Annotated in this window: 20 protein-coding genes and 1 pseudogene; 7 read left to right on the forward strand and 14 right to left on the reverse strand. The window is 52.4% G+C overall.

Translation table 11 applies throughout. The features are described from left to right. The 3 genes from L579_RS16425 to L579_RS16435 form a co-directional block, all read right to left on the reverse strand. On the reverse strand, positions 1 to 1,233 hold a 1,233-nt coding region (locus tag L579_RS16425), incomplete at its 3' end, for an efflux RND transporter periplasmic adaptor subunit (protein ID WP_036626992.1). A gap of 75 nt (positions 1,234 to 1,308) precedes the next feature. Continuing rightward, entirely contained in the window at positions 1,309 to 1,587 is a 279-nt protein-coding gene (locus L579_RS16430; RefSeq protein WP_235056606.1) for a copper-binding protein, read from the reverse strand. Positions 1,588 to 1,664: 77 nt separating this feature from the next. Continuing rightward, entirely contained in the window at positions 1,665 to 3,047 is a 1,383-nt protein-coding gene (locus L579_RS16435; protein ID WP_021185310.1) for a Cu(I)/Ag(I) efflux RND transporter outer membrane protein, read from the reverse strand. Between the two features lie 183 nt (positions 3,048 to 3,230). On the opposite strand from L579_RS16435, the gene L579_RS16440 reads away from it, so the two are divergent. The 4 genes from L579_RS16440 (at position 3,231) to L579_RS16455 (ending at position 7,066) form a co-directional block, all read left to right on the forward strand. After that, on the forward strand, positions 3,231 to 3,914 hold the full coding sequence (locus tag L579_RS16440) for a copper/silver response regulator transcription factor (protein ID WP_021185311.1): 684 nt from the start codon (positions 3,231 to 3,233) through the stop codon (positions 3,912 to 3,914). Then, a complete protein-coding gene (locus L579_RS16445; protein WP_036626995.1) occupies positions 3,904 to 5,343 on the forward strand; it encodes a Cu(+)/Ag(+) sensor histidine kinase in 1,440 nt (479 codons plus the stop codon). Before L579_RS16440 ends, L579_RS16445 begins: the two co-directional genes overlap by 11 nt. Before the next feature lie 367 nt (positions 5,344 to 5,710). Continuing rightward, on the forward strand, positions 5,711 to 6,112 hold the full coding sequence (locus tag L579_RS16450; protein ID WP_021185313.1) for an H-NS family histone-like protein: 402 nt from the start codon (positions 5,711 to 5,713) through the stop codon (positions 6,110 to 6,112). 177 nt (positions 6,113 to 6,289) lie between these two features. After that, entirely contained in the window at positions 6,290 to 7,066 is a 777-nt protein-coding gene (locus tag L579_RS16455; RefSeq protein ID WP_021185314.1) for a TraX family protein, read from the forward strand. On the opposite strand, the gene L579_RS16460 is transcribed toward L579_RS16455, so the two are convergent. From L579_RS16460 to L579_RS16480, 5 genes are read right to left on the reverse strand one after another with little or no spacing between them, the layout of a single operon-like run. Continuing rightward, the gene (locus L579_RS16460; RefSeq protein ID WP_021185315.1) at positions 7,063 to 7,953 is read right to left on the reverse strand and encodes a metallophosphoesterase; all 891 of its coding nucleotides are present in this window, start codon (positions 7,951 to 7,953) and stop codon (positions 7,063 to 7,065) included. The two genes, L579_RS16455 and L579_RS16460, sit on opposite strands and share 4 nt — an antisense overlap. Positions 7,954 to 7,965: 12 nt before the next feature. Beyond that, positions 7,966 to 8,760 (reverse strand): carbohydrate ABC transporter permease, encoded by a 795-nt coding sequence (locus L579_RS16465; protein WP_021185316.1) that lies wholly within the window; start codon positions 8,758 to 8,760, stop codon positions 7,966 to 7,968. Further along, positions 8,757 to 9,668 (reverse strand): carbohydrate ABC transporter permease, encoded by a 912-nt coding sequence (locus tag L579_RS16470; protein ID WP_036626999.1) that lies wholly within the window; start codon positions 9,666 to 9,668, stop codon positions 8,757 to 8,759. Before L579_RS16470 ends, L579_RS16465 begins: the two co-directional genes overlap by 4 nt. Then, positions 9,668 to 10,945: an ABC transporter substrate-binding protein gene (locus L579_RS16475; RefSeq protein ID WP_021185318.1), complete on the reverse strand. Its 1,278-nt coding sequence runs from the start codon at positions 10,943 to 10,945 to the stop codon at positions 9,668 to 9,670. Before L579_RS16475 ends, L579_RS16470 begins: the two co-directional genes overlap by 1 nt. Before the next feature lie 27 nt (positions 10,946 to 10,972). Further along, complete coding sequence (locus tag L579_RS16480) at positions 10,973 to 12,076, reverse strand: ABC transporter ATP-binding protein (protein WP_021185319.1); 1,104 nt, start codon at positions 12,074 to 12,076, stop codon at positions 10,973 to 10,975. Between the two features lie 351 nt (positions 12,077 to 12,427). On the opposite strand from L579_RS16480, the gene L579_RS16485 reads away from it, so the two are divergent. Next, a complete protein-coding gene (locus L579_RS16485; protein ID WP_021185320.1) occupies positions 12,428 to 12,688 on the forward strand; it encodes a hypothetical protein in 261 nt (86 codons plus the stop codon). A gap of 95 nt (positions 12,689 to 12,783) precedes the next feature. Here L579_RS16485 and L579_RS16490 read toward each other — a convergent pair whose 3' ends face one another. The 3 genes from L579_RS16490 to feoA all read right to left on the reverse strand — a co-directional run bounded on the left by L579_RS16490 (position 12,784) and on the right by feoA (position 15,912). Then, positions 12,784 to 13,230, reverse strand: a complete 447-nt coding sequence (locus L579_RS16490; RefSeq protein WP_021185322.1) for a hypothetical protein — start codon at positions 13,228 to 13,230, stop codon at positions 12,784 to 12,786. A 127-nt stretch (positions 13,231 to 13,357) separates the two neighbouring features. Then, the gene (gene feoB, locus L579_RS16495) at positions 13,358 to 15,688 is read right to left on the reverse strand and encodes a Fe(2+) transporter permease subunit FeoB (RefSeq protein ID WP_021185323.1); all 2,331 of its coding nucleotides are present in this window, start codon (positions 15,686 to 15,688) and stop codon (positions 13,358 to 13,360) included. Further along, positions 15,685 to 15,912, reverse strand: coding sequence for a ferrous iron transporter A (gene feoA, locus L579_RS16500; RefSeq protein ID WP_021185324.1), 228 nt, complete (start codon positions 15,910 to 15,912; stop codon positions 15,685 to 15,687). The genes feoB and feoA overlap by 4 nt, the downstream gene beginning before the upstream one ends. A gap of 795 nt (positions 15,913 to 16,707) precedes the next feature. Between feoA and L579_RS23970 the strand changes: the two are divergent. Beyond that, positions 16,708 to 16,934, forward strand: a pseudogene (locus tag L579_RS23970) (transposase); the annotation flags it as partial. 58 nt (positions 16,935 to 16,992) lie between these two features. On the opposite strand, the gene traI reads toward L579_RS23970, so the two are convergent. Both traI and mobA read right to left on the reverse strand, forming a co-directional pair. Beyond that, positions 16,993 to 18,954 carry a TraI/MobA(P) family conjugative relaxase gene (gene traI / locus L579_RS16515; RefSeq protein WP_021185326.1) on the reverse strand — a complete coding sequence of 654 codons (1,962 nt, stop codon included), beginning with the start codon at positions 18,952 to 18,954 and terminating at the stop codon, positions 16,993 to 16,995. Further along, entirely contained in the window at positions 18,954 to 19,295 is a 342-nt protein-coding gene (gene mobA, locus L579_RS16520) for a plasmid mobilization protein MobA (RefSeq protein ID WP_021185327.1), read from the reverse strand. The genes traI and mobA overlap by 1 nt, the downstream gene beginning before the upstream one ends. 240 nt (positions 19,296 to 19,535) lie before the next feature. Between mobA and L579_RS16525 the strand changes: the two genes are divergently transcribed. Next, a complete protein-coding gene (locus tag L579_RS16525) occupies positions 19,536 to 19,850 on the forward strand; it encodes a DUF3368 domain-containing protein (RefSeq protein WP_021185328.1) in 315 nt (104 codons plus the stop codon). A 134-nt stretch (positions 19,851 to 19,984) separates the two neighbouring features. On the opposite strand, the gene L579_RS16530 is transcribed toward L579_RS16525, so the two are convergent. After that, the gene (locus L579_RS16530) at positions 19,985 to 20,395 is read right to left on the reverse strand and encodes a hypothetical protein (RefSeq protein WP_152521896.1); all 411 of its coding nucleotides are present in this window, start codon (positions 20,393 to 20,395) and stop codon (positions 19,985 to 19,987) included. Positions 20,396 to 20,664: the final 269 nt, after the last annotated feature.

Below are 20,664 nucleotides of genomic sequence, written 5' to 3' on the forward strand. Positions count from 1 at the left end.
ATCATGGTCGTGCTCCGCCTGACGCATCCGCGCCAGCGCTCCGCTGATATTGGCTTCCGAGTCAATCAGGAAGAGTCCGTTGGCCACAATGGATTCCCCTTCCTGCAACCCGTCAGCAATGCCGGTTTGTTGCGATGTGGCCTGCAACACGCGAATGGCTTTCGGCACAAAGCGCCCCGCGTGGTCTACGGTGATCACGCGCTGTTCATCACCGGTATCGATCACCGCCTGGGACGGGATCAGCAGCATCTCGTCGCTTTGGCTTTGCAGTTGCAAAAACGCGTTCATGCCAGGTTTCAGCAATTCATCACGGTTATCCACTTGCAGGCGCACCTGAAGCGTGCGCGTGGTCTGATCAACACTCGGCAAAAGGGTCCATTTTTCGATCCTGAACGTGTGGTTTGGATAGGCCGGCACCGACACGGCAAACCGGGAATGGTCGTTCAGCAATCCGGCGACCGCTTCCGGCACCGCCGCGCTGATCCATACCGGATCCATGCCCTGAATCTGTGCGACCACCTTGTCTTTCGAAATGTTCATGCCGCTGCGCAGATCAAAGGCGGTAATCACGCCATCAATCGGCGCTTTGATGGTGAAGCGAGTCTGAATGCTGCGCGAGGTGCGTAAACGCTGGATGTCCTCTTCCGGCATTCCCGCCAGACGCAAACGCTCCAGAATTCCTTTCACCTGGGTTGTCGACCCGCCGCTACTGGACAGCAACAAATATTCGCTCTGCGCCGTGACCCATTCAGGAATGGTAATATCGATCAGCGTCGTGCCTTTTGGCACCTTATCGCCAAGGGTGAGCGGGTATACCTTCTCCACAAACCCATCGGCGCGCGCCTGAACAATCACAAACTGATAATCGTTAAAACTGACGTTGGCCGGAAGGGTGCGGCTATATTGCAGGCGACCTTTGCTGACTTGTACCGTCTTCATGCCAAGGTTCTGCACCTGCACCGGATCAATACGGATACCGTTGCTGTTTGCCGCGTCGCCCTCATCGGCGTATTTCGGCACCAGGTCCATATCCATAAAGGGAGACTTACCCGGTTTGTCGAATTTCGTATCGGGTTTCATCGGGTCATACCAGAATAAAACTTTGCGCTCTGCTGTGGGAGAAACGGCTTTTTCGCTGGTGGTAAAATAAGGGAAAGCTGCAACAGCAATCAGCCCGCCGATTATCAAACTACCGAGAGCCACAGCAGCATATTTATAGGTTAACGATGCCATGATGTGATTATTCCGTTGTCCGTAGCGGTGCGATATTTAAACCCCGCGCGATAAATCGCGCCGCTACGGAGGGTGTTATCCAATATTGATGCTCTGCAACAGCGAGATATTCCCCTGCTGAATAAACGAGAAGCTGACCGGGCTACCCACCTTTAAGGCATTGATGCTGTCGTCCTGAGTGATAAAGGTGAAGCGCATGGTCATGGCAGGCCAGCCGAGTGCCGGGATCTCTTCATGAGCGATGGTGATTTTTTTATTCGCCAGGTCAATCTGTTTGACCACGCCGCTGGCGTTAATAACCTGCTGCGCTATGGCGGCATGCTGCTCGCTCGCCTGCACACCGGGCAGCAGCATTAACGGGAAAAAACTGAATAAAGCAACGTTAATAAACTTACGCATAATATTGACTCCTGATGATATGAATTAAAAAGTTATTCTGTCCAGCCGCCGCCCAGGGCGTTAAACAGGTTGATTTCATTTACCTGGCGGGAATATTGCAAATCCAGCAGGGTTTGTCGGGTGGAAAATAACGAACGTTGTGCATCCAGCACCTCGATATAACTCACTGCTCCGCTGGAATATAACCCACGCGCCCGTTGCAAAGTTATTTCCAGCGAGGACAGGTAGCGCTGCTGCGCCGCCATTTGTTTTTCGAGGCTGTTGCGCAATGCCAGGGCATCGGCCACCTGCTTAAACGCGGTTTGAATTTTTTGCTGGTAATTCACCACCGATTGTTGCTGACGCACATCCGCCACGGCCAGGTTGGCCTGATTACGTCCGGCGTTAAAAATCGGCACCTCAATTTTCGGGATAAAATTCCACATCCCACTGCCAGCGGAGAACAGATTGGTCAAATCCGTACTGCTGGTGGAAAGCTCGCTGGTCAGGCTAATCGACGGGTAAAATGCCGCTCTGGCCGCGCCGATATTGGCGTTAGCCGCCATCAACTGGTGTTCAGCTTCCATCAGATCCGGGCGCTGGCGCAGGATCTGGGAGGAAAGATGCGCAGGAAGCGTTACCGGATGAAGTTCGGTTGTGCCGGGCGGCATGGCTGGCAGGTTTTGTCCACTGCCCAACACCAGTTGCAACGCCGTCTTCGCCTGTGCCAGTTGTCCTTCTCGCGCAGCCATCTCCGCCCTGGTGCTTTCAATCAAACCACGCGCCTGCTCCACTGCCAGGACGCTGCTACTCCCGGTCATCAGCTGTTGTTCAACTAACGCGTAAGATTGCTGATAATTTTGCAGCGTCTCGCGCGCGATATTCAGTTGTTCGTCAGCCAGTTGCAGGCTGAAATAATTCTGAGCAACGGTGGCTACCAACAGGATATGGACCGCACGCTGCGCTTCCTGGCTGGCAAGGAAGTTTTGCCGATCGGCTTCGCTGAGGTTTTTCAGCTTACCGAACAAATCCAGCTCAAAACTCAGGTCAATCCCGGCCTGATATTGCCTTTCCGTGACGCCGTCACCTTTTATGCCTCCGCTGTAACTCGCCTGCGATGCGCCATTCAGCTGCGGGTAGCGATCGGCATCGGTGATCCGATACTGCGCGCGCGCCTCCTGCACTTTCAGGGTCGCCATGCGCAGATCGCGGTTATTACGCAGCGCTTCATCAATCAAACGCTGAATCTGCGGGTCAGCAAAAAAGGTGCGCCAACCGCTATCCTGATAACCACGGGTCTGCGGCACCAGGCTGTTGACTGACAGCGAAAATTGTTGCGGGATCGGCAGTTCAGGTGCCTGATACTCCGGTGCCAGCGAGACACAGCCCGCCAGTAACAAGGTCGCGGCCACAACGGTCAGTTTTAATTTGTCCATGATGTTCTCATCCGCCGCGCCGCGACGAATACCTGCAAGATATAATGGCGGCCACTGTAACCGGGCGACTCTGTTGGCAGGGTGACAGGTGAATGACAAAGCTGTCATTTTCAGATGAAGTCGTTGATATCGCCCTTTGGCCGCTTAGAATGACATTCGATGAGTCGGGAGCGCGGTGAGAAGATGAAAATACTGATTGTCGAAGATGAAGTGAAAACCGGGGAATATCTCAGCAAGGGGCTGACCGAGGCAGGTTTTGTGGTGGATCGCAGCGACAACGGCCTCACCGGTTATCATCTGGCGATGACTGCCGATTACGACCTGATCGTACTGGATATTATGCTGCCGGACGTGAACGGCTGGGATATTGTGCGCATGCTGCGTGCTGCCAATAAAGGCATGCCGATTCTGTTGCTGACCGCGCTCGGTACCATTGAGCATCGGGTGAAGGGGCTGGAGCTGGGGGCTGATGATTATCTGGTGAAACCTTTTGCCTTCGCCGAATTACTGGCACGGGTCAGAACCCTGCTGCGGCGCGGCGCTAACATCATTCCTGAAAGCCAGTTCCAGGTGGCCGACCTCACGCTGGATCTGGTTTCCCGTAAGGTGTACCGGGGCAGTAACCGCATCACCCTCACCAGCAAGGAGTTCACATTGCTGGAGTTTTTTATTCGCCATCGTGGCGAAGTGCTGCCGCGCTCGCTGATTGCCTCGCAGGTATGGGATATGAATTTTGACAGCGATACCAATGCTATCGATGTCGCGGTTAAGCGGCTGCGGGCGAAGATCGATAACGATTTTACCCCGAAACTGATCCAGACCGTGCGCGGTGTTGGCTATGTCCTTGAGGTGCCCGATGAGGATTAACCGCTTGCGCCGCCCGCTGTCGCTTGAGTTTCGACTGACCTTTTTTATCAGCCTCACCACCATCATCGCCTTTGCCGCTTCGGCCTGGATCATGCTGCACTCGGTGCAGCATCATTTCGCCGAACAGGACGACAACAATCTGCGCCAAATCAGCACGACCCTGTCCACCATCCTCAATAATCCGGACGAATCGGAACAACAGAAAGTCGAGAAAATCAGCATCATTCTGAACAGCTATCGCTATATTTCGGTGTTGTTGCTCACCGCGGAAAATCAGGTTCTGTTCCGCTCGCCAGATGGCCCGGAGTTGATGCCGGTAGTGCACGATCCCGCATTTCGTCAAAAGCTGGCGTCCGGCGAGGTTTTTCTCTGGTCGGATGGCATGGCTGCACACCCGATGCGCAGCGCCAGCTATCGGATTATCGCTTCATCGATTGCGCCGGGTAATGACCGGTTATTGATTGCGCTGTCGATCGATTTTCATCTGCACTATCTCGATGCGCTGAAACATAACTTGCTGATTATCGCTTCGCTTATCAGCCTGCTGATCATCTTTATTGTGCTGTTTGCGGTGCATCGCGGTTATCAGCCACTGCGTAATGTCAGCGGGCGGATTAAGAACATCACCTCAAAAAATCTCGATGTCCGGCTGGAACCGAAAAGCGTGCCGATTGAGCTGGAGCAGTTGGTGATCTCCTTCAACCATATGATCGCGCGTATTGAAGATGTGTTCACGCGTCAGGCCAATTTCTCCGCCGATATCGCTCATGAAATCAGAACCCCGATCACCAATTTAGTCACCCAGACGGAGATTGCGTTAAGCCAGCCACGCAGCGTGAAGGAGCTGGAGGATGTGCTTTACTCCAGCCTTGAGGAGTACAACCGCATGGCAAAAATGGTCAGCGACATGCTGTTCCTCGCCCAGGCAGATAATAATCAGCTGATGCCAGAACGTATCGCCCTGGATCTGCGTAGCGAAGTCATACGGGTGTTTGAATTTTTTGAGGCCTGGGCAGAAGAACGCGAGGTGCGGTTAACGCTGGAAGGGGGAAGCGCCGTGGTGGAGGGTGACCCGTTGATGCTGCGCCGGGTGATCAATAATCTGCTTTCCAACGCCATTCGCCATACGCCTGCCGGTCAAGCCGTTACTGTCCAGCTCCAGCCGCGCGGGAATCAGGTGGAGATGGTGGTTGCCAACCCTGGCGTTCCGATTGCGCCAGAGCATTTGCCACGACTTTTTGACCGTTTCTACCGCGTTGATCCGTCACGCCAACGAAAAGGCGAAGGCAGCGGTATTGGTCTGGCGATTGTAAAATCGATTGTCACCGCCCATCAGGGGGAAATCAGCGTGGTGTCCGATGCCGTTACCACCCGATTTACTTTACTGCTGCCGGGAATTAACGTTAAAAATGCGCCGTCGCGGCTTTAATAATTCATCCCTGACAAATCACAAGTTCCTAATAAAGAAACACGATTCTTCTGGCAAAACAACCCATTCTGATCCGACCGCACATTTTGTATGTCTGTCACAAAAAATAAATAAATAATTCCCTTAATACCTGAGCAAATGTTGTCATTCTTACCAGGTTGGCTTTAGAATCGCTTCATCACTTGCCGTTCAATGCACAGAAAAAGTTATAAGTACCGTGCAATCTGCTTTATTCTAAGCCAGAGTTGTGCTGTACTTCTCTGCACAGAAATGTAAGGGTCAGATGTTCTACCTATAATTGCGCAGTACAAAATCAAACAAAGCTTAATTTATTCGTTCAATGACACAGAATTTTTGGGAGAAGTCCATGAGTGATTCACTTAAGGCGTTTAATAATATTCGTATCCTGCGTGCTCAGGCGCGTGAAGTTCATCTGGCAGAACTGGAAGAGATGCTGGAGAAGTTCACTATTGTGGTTGCCGAGCGTCGTGAAGAGAACCACGCAGAAGAAACAGCGGTGCGTGCGAAGGCAGAAAAGCTGGCTAAATACCGTGAATTGTTGCTGGGCGATGGCATCGATCCCACCGAATTATTAGGTGTATTGCAGGCCGCCGGCAAACAGCGTACCAAGCGCGCTCCGCGTCCGGCGAAGTATAAATATACCGATGAAGACGGGCAGGAAAAAAACTGGACCGGTCAGGGCCGCACACCTGCGGTGATTAAAGCGGCGATTGCCAGCGGTAAATCGCTTAATGATTTCTTAATCTAATCCAGCATTGTTTGTAGCGGCGCGATTTATCGCGCAAGGTGTTTGAGCAAAAATGCGCGCGATAAATCGCGCCGCTACGGAATGTGCCAGAAGTTATTCGGATTATTACCGGCTTTACTCGCGAGGATGCGCATTGTAATGTTTGGGTTAAAACATAATAATAGTCGGTGACTTTCTATGCATGCTTTGCTGACATCGCTAAGATTCCCCTCACCTTTTGACCAGGTTAAATCATTTAGCCCATTTCAGGCCGATATCATTAAAACCATTGCCCTGATGGCGATGCTGGCTGATCACATCAATACCATTTTATTAAATAGTCACAACGCCCTTCTTACGGCTCTTGGTCATAGCGCTTTTCCTTTATTTACCCTTATCTGGGCCGCCAACCTGCCCGATGATGCTGCACGGCTGCGTCAGCGCGCCAAACGGCTATGGATGTGGGCGATCGCCACCCAACCGCTGTTCTGGCTGGCTTTTATGATGAAAGGTCAGTCATGGCTGGCACTTAACATCCTGTTCGCCTATGCCGGTTGTACGCAATTGCTGAGCTGGTTTGCACGATGGGGTATCAATGGTGCGATGGCAGGGCTGGCGGTGCTTCTGCTGCTGGCATGGCCGTTGACACCTGCCAGCTATGGCATTCCCGGCATCGTATTTTGTTTGCTGTGTATGGCCGCCAGATGCATCAGTGCTGTCGCGGAAAGTCGCTTGTTTCTGCTGCTGGTGTGCGCGGCGTTGACATGGCTGAGTTTGCCCGGTCACGGCTTTCAAGACACCCTGGTTTACGATTTACTGCCAGGGCTGGTGCTACCACTGTTGATTATTGCCGCAGTCGCTGCGCTGCCGCATATCTCGGTAGCTCGCCTCTGGCCCCGGCGTTTTTTCTATCATGCCTATGCCGGACATCTCACCCTGCTTGGCGTGCTGGCGGTAATGCCGGTGCGCCTTTAGCGGCTGATTTCACCGCCATATCCGGTTACCTTCAGCACATCTCCGATCATTTCCACCACGGCAAATGGCGCGGCCTCTGCGCCATCCAACAGCCCTTGCAGGGTAAAAAATTCAGTATCGCCGATACGCGCATAGCCGCCGCGATGATCATGTCCCGCAAAACAGGCACGTACCCGGTAACGGCAAAATAGCGCCGCCAATTGGGGACCATTCCACAGGATATGCGTGGTATGCGGTGCCAGCGGGTAATGACCAAATACGATCACCCGCTCATCGCTCGCCTGCGCCTGCTGCAACTGCTGTTCTATCCATTGCCACTGCTGGCTGCCTACCCCGCCATTCCACGGTTGTGCCTGCGGCTGCTGGTTTGTCACCAGTTCTGCCAGCATTGTTTCAGCCTGCTGACGTTCGGCACCGCTGCAATACAGACTGATATCGTTACCGTCATACACCACAAAACGCCAGCCTGGCAGGCGGAAGCTGTAATAACTTTTTGGCAGCGGAACATCGGCCAGACGGTCAACCAGGCTGAGTGCATCATGGTTACCCATCACCACCGCATGCGGGTGTTGCAGGCGCTGATAAATCGGCAGCAGCGCGGCATAATCTTCCCAGTGACGATCAACCAGATCCCCAAGCGTCACGACAAAATCCAGCGGCTGCTGGTTCAGTTGCCCGATGATCGGCGGCAACTTGTGTAATGCATGGCGGTAGTAGCGGTTTTTCTCATGATCAGCTTCGATGTCGGCGTACTGTGGGTCCGCCATCAGGCCAAAGCGTAAAGCCGGATTGAGTAAACCAGGGCGTAAAGTCGGTAATTGATAAAACTGACTGACATCGCCCAATAAGCTGCGCTGCTGTGCGGTTAACGGCTGAACAAATGACATGAAGATCGCTCCTTAACGAATACCGGCACGCATAAATGACTGAATAAATTGACGCTGGAACAGGAAAAACAGCAGCAACAGCGGCAATGTGGTCATCAGGGTGGCCGCACCAATTAATGCCCACTGCACCCCCTGCTCCGGGGCGGAAAACAGTTGCAGCCCTACCGTTAATGGTCGTACCTGCACGGAATCGGTAATCACCAGCGGCCAGAGAAAATCATTCCAGTGAAAACTGATCGACACCAGCGCAAAAGCCACGTAAATCGGTTTCGCCAGCGGTATATAAATTTTGCGCAGGATATAAAAACGGCTGGCCCCTTCGATAATTGCCGCCTCTTCCAGCACCAGCGGAATACTTTTGAACGCCTGACGCAGCAGGAATATCGCAAAGGCCGAAGCAAAATAGGGCAGCGCAATGCCGGTCAGGCTATCGCGTAATCCAAGCGCGCCAATCGTTTTGTAATTATTCAGGATCAGCACATCGGGGCTGATCATTAATTGCAGCAGGATAAGTGCAAACAATATGCCGGAATATTTCATGCGAAAGCGCACTAACGCGTAAGCCGCCATAGTAGCTAAAACCAACTGCACGACCACGATCATCACAACCAGCAAGCTGGTGTTAATAAAATAACGCCCGAATGGCGCGGCATGCCAGGCGTTGACGAAGTTTTGTAACGTCAGCGGCGCGAACAGCGAAAAACTGCCCTGCTCCGCCGCCGGATGGATCGCCACCCACAATGCCACCAGAATGGGTAGAAACCACAGCAGCGCCGCCAGCCAAATCACCAGGTTGAGCAATCTCATTGATAATGCGCTCGCTTATCCAGCAGGTTAAATTTAATCAGGGCAATGCTGGCAAGGATAACCAGCAATACCACCGTCATCGCGGCAGCAGCGGGCATATCCCAGTAGCTGAATGCGGTGCGATAAATATAGAACAGCAACAGACTGCTGCTGTTATCCGGACCGCCATTGGTCATGGCAATCACCTGATCAACGATACGGAAAGCGTTCATCGACGCATTGATCAGCACAAAGAGCGTGGTGGGCATCAGTAGCGGCCACTGCACGCGCCGGAAGAAATAACTGCGCGATGCGCCTTCTATGGTGGCCGCTTCACTCAGACGTGGATCGATTTGCTGCAACGCCGCGAGGTAGAAAATCATAAAAAATCCCGCCTCACGCCACACCGACACCGCCATCAGACAATACAGGGCACTCCCCGGCTCCCCCAGCCAGTTGACGGCGGGTAACGAGAACAGCGCCAACAGTTTGTTCAGCAAGCCGAGCTGCGGCGTGTAGAAAAACAGCCACAGATTGGCGATGGCGATCATCGGCAGCAGCGACGGAATAAAGAAGGCTGCACGCACCAGCGCGTTACCTCGCAGATGGCGGTTGACCGCCAGCGCCATCATCAATGACAGCGCTACCGCCAGCGGAATAGTGATCAGCGCATACAGCAGGTTATTCCACAGCGAACGGATAAATACATCGTCATCCAGCAACGCCAGATAGTTATCCAGCCCGACAAAGCGGGCCGGATGACCATTGCGTGCGGCACTGAACACGCTCTCCCACAGCGTCGCCAGCACCGGATAATGGGTAAACAGCAGCAAAAAGCCCAGCGCCGGTAATATCAGCAAGTAGCCATACAGTTGAAGTGACCAGAACCGTGGGCGGCTGACTGCCACTGTTGGGAGGAGCTTGCTCATTATTGATACGCTTTTAACAGACGGTCGGCCTGCTTCTGCGCTGATTCCAGCGCCTCAGCCGGTGTTTTTGTCTGCGTCACCGCCGCCTCGATCGCGTGGTTCAGCGCTTCCTGGATCTGCACGCTGTTATAGGTCGAGAGTTCCGGCTGCGCGTACTTAAGCTGTTCGCGAGCGACCAGCGCCTGCGGCACATCCTTAACATAATCTTTCATCACGCTGGTATCCCAGGCGGCGGGCGATGTGGCAACGTAGCCGGTGGCGATACTCCAGCGAGCAGCCTGTTCCGGTGCAGACACCCAGCGGATAAATTCCATCGCGGCTTTTTGCTGTTCCGGTGAGGCATTTTTAAACACGTAGAGGTTGCCGCCCCCTGTCGGACTGCCACGCTGGGTTTTCTCCGGCAACATTGCCACACCGAACGGAAACTTCGCGTTTTCACACACCACAGTCAGATTGCCGGTGGTGGTGACCATCATCGCGGTTTTGCCGCTGATAAAATCCTGCGGCGTGGTGCCCCAGGCGATGGCGCCTTGCGGTGACACGTTTTCTTTCTGTCCGAGATCGGTCAACCATTGCAACGTGGCAATATTGCCGGGGGTATTGAAATGCACCGCCGTGCCCTTACCGTTATCCAGACGACCGCCGTTAGTGGCAGACAACCCCTGGAAGTTCCAGTAGCCGTTGGGCGTTGACGGGATCTCAATCCCCCACTGGCTGACGCCGTTGTTATCTTTGATCACCAGCTTCTTACCGAAATCGACTACCTGCTGCCAGGTGGCTGGCGGCGTATTGGCGTCCAGTCCGGCTTTTGCAAACGCTTGTTTATTCCAGTACATCACCACCGTGGAGCGCTGGAACGGGATCCCCCAGACTTTACCGTCGATACGACGCAGAAAGGCTGGATAGAATCCGTCGATCCATTGCTTTCCTTCGGCATCATTCGCCAGATCGCTGGCAGCAACGATAGCGCCAGCATCAATCAACGAATACGCCTCAATATCACCAATCACCGCCATCTGCGGCGCATTGCCGCCGCGAAAAGCGGTGAGCGCTTTGGTGACGGTGGTGGCGTAATCTCCGGTATAAACCGGCTGAATGCTGACCTCAGGGTGCACTTTTTCAAAGTCAGCCACCAGGGCATCTACGGTGTGGCTTACCTTTCCCCCCACCGCAATCGGGTAGTACATCTGCAATGTAACCGGTTCGGCGGCCAGTGCTGCTGAGGATGCGCAAAGTAATAAAGCTGAAGCGAGGCGTATGTGACGAAGAGCAGACATGATTTTTCCCTGATCGAAAGATGAAGGTTAAACAGCGTATTTTTTTTCGCATGAATAGAGCGTTTGCTCAGCCAGCCAACAGCGCTTTCCGCTGTGACTGGCAAACAAATATTGTTGCGAGGGCGACCATTGCAGCCCGACCAGACTGCCTTCCTCAAAGCGTTGCATGCCAGGCACCTTGACGGTGAGCGCGTCAGTGACGTTCGCCAGTGCACACACCAGCAGGGTGTCGGCACCCATATATTCGTAGCTGATGACGTGGGCGGTCAGTTGTGCGCTATTCGGCTCGACCAGGGTGATATCTTCCGCTCGTAATCCCAGACTCAACGCGGATTCATCAGGATCGATCACGATCGGTGCCACCATGCGGCTGAGATAGTGCGCACTGCCCCGACAATGCAGCGGCAGAATATTCATCGGCGGGGCACCAATAAATTGTGCAGCGAAAATGCTGGCAGGATTGTTGTAGAGGTCGTCTGGCGTGGCGTGCTGCTCAATGCGGCCGTCATTCAGCAAAATAATGCTGTCGGCCATGCTCATGGCTTCGGTCTGGTCGTGGGTAACGTATAACATGGTCAGACCGAGTTTCTTCTGCAAGGCACGGATCTCACGCCGCATACTCTGGCGTAGTTTGGCGTCCAGATTCGACAGCGGTTCGTCCATCAGACACAGACGGTGTCTGGCGATCACCGCTCTGCCGAGCGCCACACGCTGCTGCTGACCGCCAGAGAGTTGAGAGGGTTGGCGATCCAACAGTTTCTCCAACTCCATCAGCTTGCTGACTTCAGCCAGACGCGCGGCAAACGTCTGTTTATCCTCGCCACGCGCTTTCAGACCGAACAACAGGTTTTCGCGTACGCTGAGGTGGGGAAACAGGGCATAAGACTGGAACACCATCGAGAGTTGGCGCTGTGACGGCGGCAGATGACTCATCGCGTTGTCGCGACAGTAAATTTCACCCTGGTCGGCGTTTTCCAGCCCGGCAATGGTGCGCAGTAAGGTTGATTTACCGCAGCCGGACGGTCCCAGCAGTGCGACAAAAGTCCCTTCTTCCGCGGCAAAACTGATGTCGTTCAGGGCAACTTTATCGCCCCAGGCTTTGGTGATGTGTTGAAGAGAAAGGTAGCTCATGCGCCCTCTGGCCCGGAATCAGAATGGCGGTAACTTAGCTGGGGAGAGTGAAGGAATTATTTAAGTTGAGTGACGTTTAGATGATGGCAGGGTGATCCGGGTGCCGCATTAACACAAATTTATTGTCCGAACGATAACTCTTACTGTCATAAAATTTGACCCATATAAATTTCGTATAACATTATTCTGAAAATGTTGTTTCAGCTGATTATTCCATATCATAACTTTCAATGGGTTGTATTATCTTGTAACGAAACGTAATAAGCGCTCCTCCGAAAAAAATACAAAATAATTACACTTTTTCGGACCGGTAAGAGATGCTGCCTTCCCGATCACACAGAGATAATAACAATGAAAAACACCTACTACATCAGCATCTCCAAAACCAATGATAATCATATCCTGCATAACGCTACCTGCCGAATTTATGCGGAAAATAAAGAGGATATGATTCTGATTGGTCGTTACGAGCAACTTGTGATTGCACTGGGCGTTTCTCGCAATAACTTCAGAAAAGTCACACCCTGCCCGCAATGCGTCCTAAAACGTCGGTTGTATAACTTTTCACGACCACGGCAGGAACCTGTCCCGGTGCGCCATTTCCCGGATTAATTACCGGGCATGGCTGACAATCGTAGCGGTGCGATTTATCGCGTGATGATGCTAAAACGCGCGATAAATCGCGCCGCTACATGCCAGAGTTTTCCTCAATTGCCCCGCGTTTCCCGCCGCCAGGCATAGCTACAGGTGATAATCGCCAGCACTAACGCCGACGCTTTGACCAGCCATTCGGCGGTTATCACGCGCCTGAGCATACTGAAATAACCTTCTGCATAAAGCGGCACATTGGCGATTTTCAATGCAAAAATATAGAGGACACCCAGGACGACAAGCTTACCGATAAACCAGCCAACCGCCGGGACAAGCAGCCAGAGTTTGCGGTTGGCAATACGATTCATCAGGCAAACGAAGCACAGCAGCGGTATCATTGCCGGGATTATCTGGATGCTGTTCACCGCAATCAGTTGCACCCACGGCACGCCGAATTGTTGACGCATCTGCCACGACATGGCGATATCAACAGGTAACGCGCAATACAGCAGCAAAAAACAGACAACGCCCCATACCAGGGCAGCCCTTAACGCATTATTCATCCTGGTTCCCCTCACGAGATATGTTGCGTTTATCGAACAATGCATAACAGTAAAGTTATTTACCGCCATGAAATCTGATATTTTTCTGAGAGTTACCAGGAATTTTCTTTGAGCAATTAGGTTTTTGCTACGCGGTGTCAGCCTGATTATTACAACACCCGTGACATCCCCCACATTCTGCGGCCGTGTTATGTGGTGCGAGCGTAAAATGATGCGACGTCATGCGTCTACCCAGACGACGCATCACCATCAGGATGACACCATTCAGTGCGATCACGCTGACCACGCAAAGCGAACTGAAGCCTGGATGTGCAGCAAAACTCACGCTTTGATAAAACAGGGTAGCCAGCGACCAGGCAATGTTTAATCCCCAGAAGAAGGAGAACAGCATCCAGTTGCGCCCTGCTTCACGGGCAATCGCCCCCATTACTGAGACGCAAGGCACGTAAAGCAGCACAAAGATCAGATAGCTGTAGGCAGCGAATCCATTACCAAATTTCGCACTCATCGCGCCCATCTGCCCGGCATCCATCACACCATCGCCTTTACTGGCCTCGATGGGGTTTGACAAGGCGCTTAAACTGAAAGCCGCCGTCAGGCCATCGCGGGTTTGTGTCAGTGCGTCTTTGATTTCACTTAGCATATTAAATTCGCGCGGGTCGAATTTCCCACTCTGAATATCTTCCCCGGTATAGAGACTGTTCAGCGTTCCTACCACCACTTCTTTTGCCATGATGCCAGTAACCAGCCCAACCGTGGCCTGCCAGTTATCTTGCGTGACGCCAATGGGTAGTAAGACTGGGGTAATCACTTTGCTGGCAGCAGCCAACGCGGAGTCATTGATGTTATCGACCGTTCGACCAGTTAATGAAAAACTACTCAACACGCCAATCAACATGCTGACCAGGATAATGACCCTGCCCGCCCGTACGATAAACATTTTCAGCCGCTGCCATGTTTGCAAGAGCAGGCTTTTAAGATGGGGTCGGTGGTAAACCGGCAGTTCCATAATAAACGGCGAAGCCTCACCCCGTAACAACGTGTGCTTTAACACCAGGCCGGTGCCAATCGCTACCACCATACCCAGTACATACAACGAGAAGACCAGGCTGGCACTGTGCGTATCAAAAAAGGCAGCAGCAAATACGGCAAAAATTGCCAGACGCGCGCCACAAGACATAAAGGGGGCAATCAAGACCGTAATCAAACGTTCACGCGTGGTATCCAGGGTACGAGCGCCCATTACGGCGGGCACATTACAGCCAAAACCGACAATCAACGGCACAAAGGATTTGCCGGGTAGCCCCAGCGATTGCATCAGACGGTCCATCACAAAGGCGGCGCGCGCCATATAGCCGGAATCCTCCAGGAACGACAGGAAAAGATACATCAGACCAATTTGTGGGATGATCGGCAGCACCGTGTTGATCCCGGCTCCGATGCCCTGAGCCAGAAAGGTTGTCAACCAGTCCGGGAAATGCCAGCTGTAACCCAGCCATTGTGCACCATGAATAAACAACGCCACCGAACCGGCATCAAAGATAGGTTGTAGCGCAGCGCCAATATTGATCGACAACACAAACATCAAATACATCACGGCGAGAAACACCGGAATGCCCGCCCAGCGGTGAAGAAGGACATTGTCGAGTCGCTCGGTAAAACGATTCGGGGTACTGTGCTGAATATTGCTGACGGCGGCGCATAGTCCGTTTATGGCACGGTAGCGTGCATCGGCGATTGACATTGCGGGATCATCGCCGGCCTGTCGGGTGAGGTCAGCGAGGTGTGGCACCACCGCCGGACAGAGCGACTGGCTATTGATATCGCCTTCCAGCAACTGCAATGCCAGCCAGAATTGTTTTTCTGCTGGAATATCAGACGGCATCCAGGCACATAAGCGCGGGATAACCGCATCGATCGCCGCCGGATAAATGACCTGCCTGACTGGCTGATGAGCAGGTTCGCTGTCAATCACCGCCTTCAGTTGGGCTATGCCTGCACCACGCGTCGAGGTGAGCGAAACCACCGGACAACCCAATCGTTGTGATAGTGCGGCAATATCGATATCAATATGCTGGCTGGCGGCAATATCCTGCATATTCAGCGCAATAATGCAGGGCACACCCAGTTCCAGCAGTTGGAAAGTGAGAAACAGATTGCTTTCGAGGTTGGATGCATCAACGACGTTAATCACCAGGTCAGCATCATCATTAAACAGGTACCGGCAGGCGATGCTTTCATCAATCGAGCTGTCGGCAGAGAGGGTGGTCAGCGAACGCGTTCCCGGCAGGTCAATCAGACGGACATCCGTCTGCGCGGTGAAAAACTGCCCCTCTTTGCGTTCCACCGTGACACCTGCCCAGTTTCCCACACGTTGGCGTGCGCCGGTCAGCTGGTTGAATAAAGTTGTTTTGCCGGTGTTGGGATTGCCAATCAGTCCGATGGTGAGTTGTTTCATGACACCACTTCCTCAAGCAACAGCGAGGCCAGGTCACTCTGTCGTACCGCCAGGCTAACGCGACGGGTGCGAATTTGCACCGGATCACCCAGCGGAGCGACACGGATAACCTCAATCAACGATCCAGGTAACATCCCCATGGTTAACAACTTCTGCCGCCAGTGTGGGTTTATCGCAGGTTGGTAACCCGCAATGCGCCAGGTGGTTTGCGTTTTTATCTGCATATCATCAGCCAGTCCGGTAATCAGGAACGGCGATTATATAAATGATAAGCATTCCACTTTTTTGATCTGAGACGTGATCAGAGTGGGGAGCAGGGTTTTAATTTCAATAAAAGGTTAACGGCGGGCGGATTTGCGGGGGGATTTTAGGTTTTCATCTGTCTATTGCCAGGCAGACGAGTACCCCAGGTGTCTGACGGGATGTCCTATAGATGCAAGAATGATGTTGTAATTATTATCAGAAACTGCATCACCAACGATTTGGTAAAACTAAGAACGGGTCACGCAGCAGCACCTTAAATAACGCTGCTGCGGAAGTAATGCCACTAATGTTTTCTGCTATGCGCCCCCAAACCAGAATAATTGACAAACGACATGCCGCAGTCTTTGCAAACTATATCCGTTTTTTTGTGTGTTTCTTTGTGCATGGGGAGTTCGGTTTCAGAATAAAAAAACGCAGGGCACCCCTCAATATCGCAACGATATATTGGTGTCAGATTATGAGATTGCAGGTGCTGATAATAGGTGGCAAAGCTATCAAAAACTCGATTGCATAAGGGGTTCATACACTTGAAATTATTCATCCCATGATTTGCCACAAGGAATGCAAGGAATACATGGCGTTGTTGAATAAATCGAACTTTTGCTGAGTTGCAGGATCAGATCACGCATTCTCCTGACTACGCAGGCAGTACCGTCGCAAAGCAGAAGTTCAAAATCACCAGCTGGTCCACCTACAACAAAGCCCTCATTAACCGTGGCACCCTCACTTTCCGGCTGGACGATGAGGTGATTCAGGCTTGGTACACGATAAATGCCATTGAATCGGTGCATCGCCAGTTCAGGAAACTGACAAAAACCAAAGGCGCTTTCCCGAATGAAAACAGCCTGCTGAAACTACTTTATCTGGGGCTGATGAATGCACAGGAAAAAAATGGACAATGCCCATCCAGAGCTGGAATTTGACATTGTCGCAGTTTGCCATTTATTTTGACGGTCGATTGAATAACGTGATGATGTTGTAGCATTTTTAACGTGACACAGAATTCTGAACACTCTCTTATGTCTCTCTATTTAATCTCCTCAAGGTCGTGGTAAATCTCTGTTAACAGGACGTAAATCTTCCTCATCCCTGTACTGAGGTTCTGCCTGTTTCAGTTCCGGTTGTACATTCCTGTTCCTCAGGCTCTCTTCAGTAGCATGTACGCTGGCCATTAGTTTTGGATCACTGACTTTAAAGACGTGTCCGTCACGCTTAGTAATGTTTCGGACTACGCCAGAATACAGTACGCGGTTAACTGCTTTCTGATCTCCTGTCAGCATCGTATTGTCGCCGCTGCGCCACGCAGTCAGCTCTGCAGCAAGGTCATTATTGAAACGGTCAGACTTGCTGTCAGGCGCAGAGTAAACTTCAACTCTGTCACCAAAGTCGGTAACAGCTGGCTTACCATCACGAAGGTAGCTGACGGTTCCGTCACGCAGCAGACGAGTCTCGTGCTCGCTGGATTTAAATGTTGGAACGTTGTCACCAGGGCCATAATGAATGACGGCATTCGGTTCCGGCCACGCATTATTGTGCTTACGCGCGGTGCGCTTCTCACGATACGCCCAGCCTCGCATTTGGCTGAGCGCCGCTGCATCCCCTTTCACGGCTTCCCGCTCAACCCATGACTTCCAGCTCAGCGGTCGGCTTTCTCCCGTATCTTTAAGAGTCTGACGCTCCTCACGCAGCTGCAGCCGTAATTCGGCCATCGCCTTCATTTTTTCAAACTCGGCAACGCGGTACATCAGTTTGCGCATAAGCGGGTCCCTGACGGTGTCACGGACGTGGGCTTTGGCAACCAGACAGTGGGACACAATCTGACGGAACCGCTCACCTGCGCGCAGGTCAGGTTTCTCCCAGCCGTTACGATAAGCCTCGTAGCGCGCCCTCAGAATGTCACGCGCTATCGCGCGGGCTTCGCGACGTTCACGACGCGCTTCCTGGTCACGAACGTGGAGCTGAGGCATGTAACAGTTCTGCATGTCCAGCATGCCGTCTTCAGGGCGGTCAGGGTTATAAACCGGAGGGGCTGGCTGATACTTGCCGTGCTGACTGACCATCGAGGCAAGGCTGATATCCGGATGAACGTCAGAAGCTTTCACGCTGACGCCTTCCGGGTTCATCAGATCGAATACGGCAAGCCCGCCACTCTGCTCGCGCAGTCCCAGACCGCGGGTATAGAGAATATTATGCAGGCGGTCCCAGCTCATGTTGCCCTGCGCAATCACGTCAGAAAGAATCTGACGGGTTTCCCGTACCGCATAACCGTGCAGGCTTTCTTTGTCTGAGAAGATTTCACGCTTAGCTGCGCCGCGCGGAGCTGACGGCATATCGCGACGGGTACGGTGAAGATCACCGTAAGCATCCATATGCCAGCTGCCGTTATCCACTTTAAAGCCGAGCTCTCGCTCCAGCACGCGGCAGCACTTCTGTAATTCATCGGCGTCGTTCCACATGTTCTGCGCGCGGAACGTGGTCGGGTGTACGCGGTTAGCCGATATGTGGCAGTGGATATTATCCGTGTCACGGTGGATGGCAGCCACGTACTGGTGTTCTTCCATGCCCAGCTGTTTGAGGCTGTAACGCACGGAGCGGAATACCGCATCGGGTGACGGGTCCTCATCGCCCTGCCAGGACAAAATAAAGTGATACACCGCGTCTTTACAATGGCGGTTCTGCGAGGCGGTCATATCCATTTCTGACGCGGCAGTTTCCAGTGAGAAGCAGTTGGTTTCACATAGCACTTCACCCGAGAGTACGCGCTGAATGCCCTTGGGTGAAATGCTGAGGATTTCGGTAGCAGGTGTTTCGCGCTTGCGTCCGACGTAATCAACAAGCTGACCAAATCCCGGCGTGGAGACGTACTCATTACCGGGACTATGAACAGCTTCATGCGTCACAGCTTCACCTGGCTTTTTTTCCTCCCGCGTGCTCACGTAGCTGACCAGCTTCTTAAAGCTGGTCTTCTTATCGCGACGCTTCGGCGGGATGATAACGTTCATCAGTCTTTCATGTCCTCGACAGGAACAGGGGTCATATCCAGCGTGTTTATGGCGTTCTTGATGCTGGTCAGCACCTCGGAGAACTGATGACTCAGTTCTGTGGTCATGCTCTCCTGCATCTGGGTGTACAGATGTTTCTGCTGCCCACCCAGACGAAGCAACTCGTTCATCATGCGAATGTCGGTGCGCACGGTAATGCGGCGGTTAAGTGCCGTACGGCGCAGGTACTCAGAAGTCGTCAGCCCGGCAGCTACAGCTTTGTTGTTGATGGCCTCGTACTCTGCATCCGTACAGCGGCATTTGACCAGTTTATCTCTCTGACGCTTTTCACTTTTCGACATAACTCAACCTTGGCACATTACCCGGGTCTCGGGGTGGAGCCCTGAGCAGGTCGTTTTGGGAATCATTGCCAGCGTGCTGGCGGTGGTCACAAAACATTTCATGTCCTGTGTTTTTAAAGAACTGTTCGTATTTTTCCACTTAGCTGGTCCGAAGTAAACCGGCGTCATGTGAGGTGGGGGAGGAATGGTGGTATAAATCAAGAAAAATCGGGGCTTTACCAATGCGAAGGAAGAAATGAGATGGCGGTACGTAATGTTTTCACACAGGAGCAGCTGGATGAGGCTCGCAGGAGGCTGGAAAATCTGCCGGATTTGACTCCACAGCGCATCACCAGAGAGGCCGCACTGAAAGATACCATTCTGGTTCTGGCGAAAGAGAAAGGTTACACAGTAGCGGATATCAAATCAGCACTGGACGCAATGGATTTTCGTTTCAGTGATAAAGCTATTTCTGCGGTGATAAACGGAGTAAGTGGGAAGAAAAAGCGTCAACCTCGTAAGCCTGAACCAGCACAGGATAAAATCAAACCGCAGGACAGTCAGACGGCATTATGAAAATCTCCGGCAGGAAAAACATTAACCTGCCGGAAATTTTCAACCAGTTGAGAACGGATAAAATCACTCCATTAAACAGGCTTCAGCGCCTGAGTGAATCAACTATGCCTGACACCTTCATTAAGATTTTCAATTCAAAACCGAAGGATCGTGAAACCCGTGTCAAAGTCATACACCGCAAACGGATAACTGTCACGGAGGTAAATTTTACGTCCATCCGGCTCATCTGTGGGTTCATCGATGACGGTGAGTGACAGAAATTCTTTACCCTGAATTCCGCCAGACCCGTTGAAAACACCGCAGCAATAAAGGTAGTCAGCAAGGTCATTGAACTGCTCCGGTGTGAGCGACTTATCTATATTTTCTGAATTTCCTTTAAGCTGATTAAGCGCATAATAAATGGCACACTCGGTGATATTGTAAATCTTCAAATGTTCCTCATCAGTCAACGGGCGACCGAGTCTGAAGGAAACAGAATCGGTCACCAGTTCGGTGAATCCATCATGCGAGTCAGTCATCGCTTCTGTAATATCTTTGATGGTCATTTTCATTTCGTTCAGTCCCACTTTGTATCTTCGTCGGATTCCGCATCGAAGTGCATCCTGGCGGTATTCAGTGCACCTTCAAAAGAGACAGGACCGCTGTCCGGCCAGCAGTGCGCGCACAGGTGCATCAGGTCGGTCAGAAGATCAGTGACGGCAGTGTCAGCCGGTTCGTAGCTGTTTCCGATGCCCGTCATATCCGCGAAATGTAACAGCACTGATGCCGCAAGATTGATGCGGCGTGCGTTGTCTGTCTCCGTTTCGACAGCCGA

The sequence above is a fragment of the Pantoea sp. AS-PWVM4 genome (assembly GCF_000468095.1).
Lineage (GTDB): Bacteria > Pseudomonadota > Gammaproteobacteria > Enterobacterales > Enterobacteriaceae > Pantoea > Pantoea phytobeneficialis.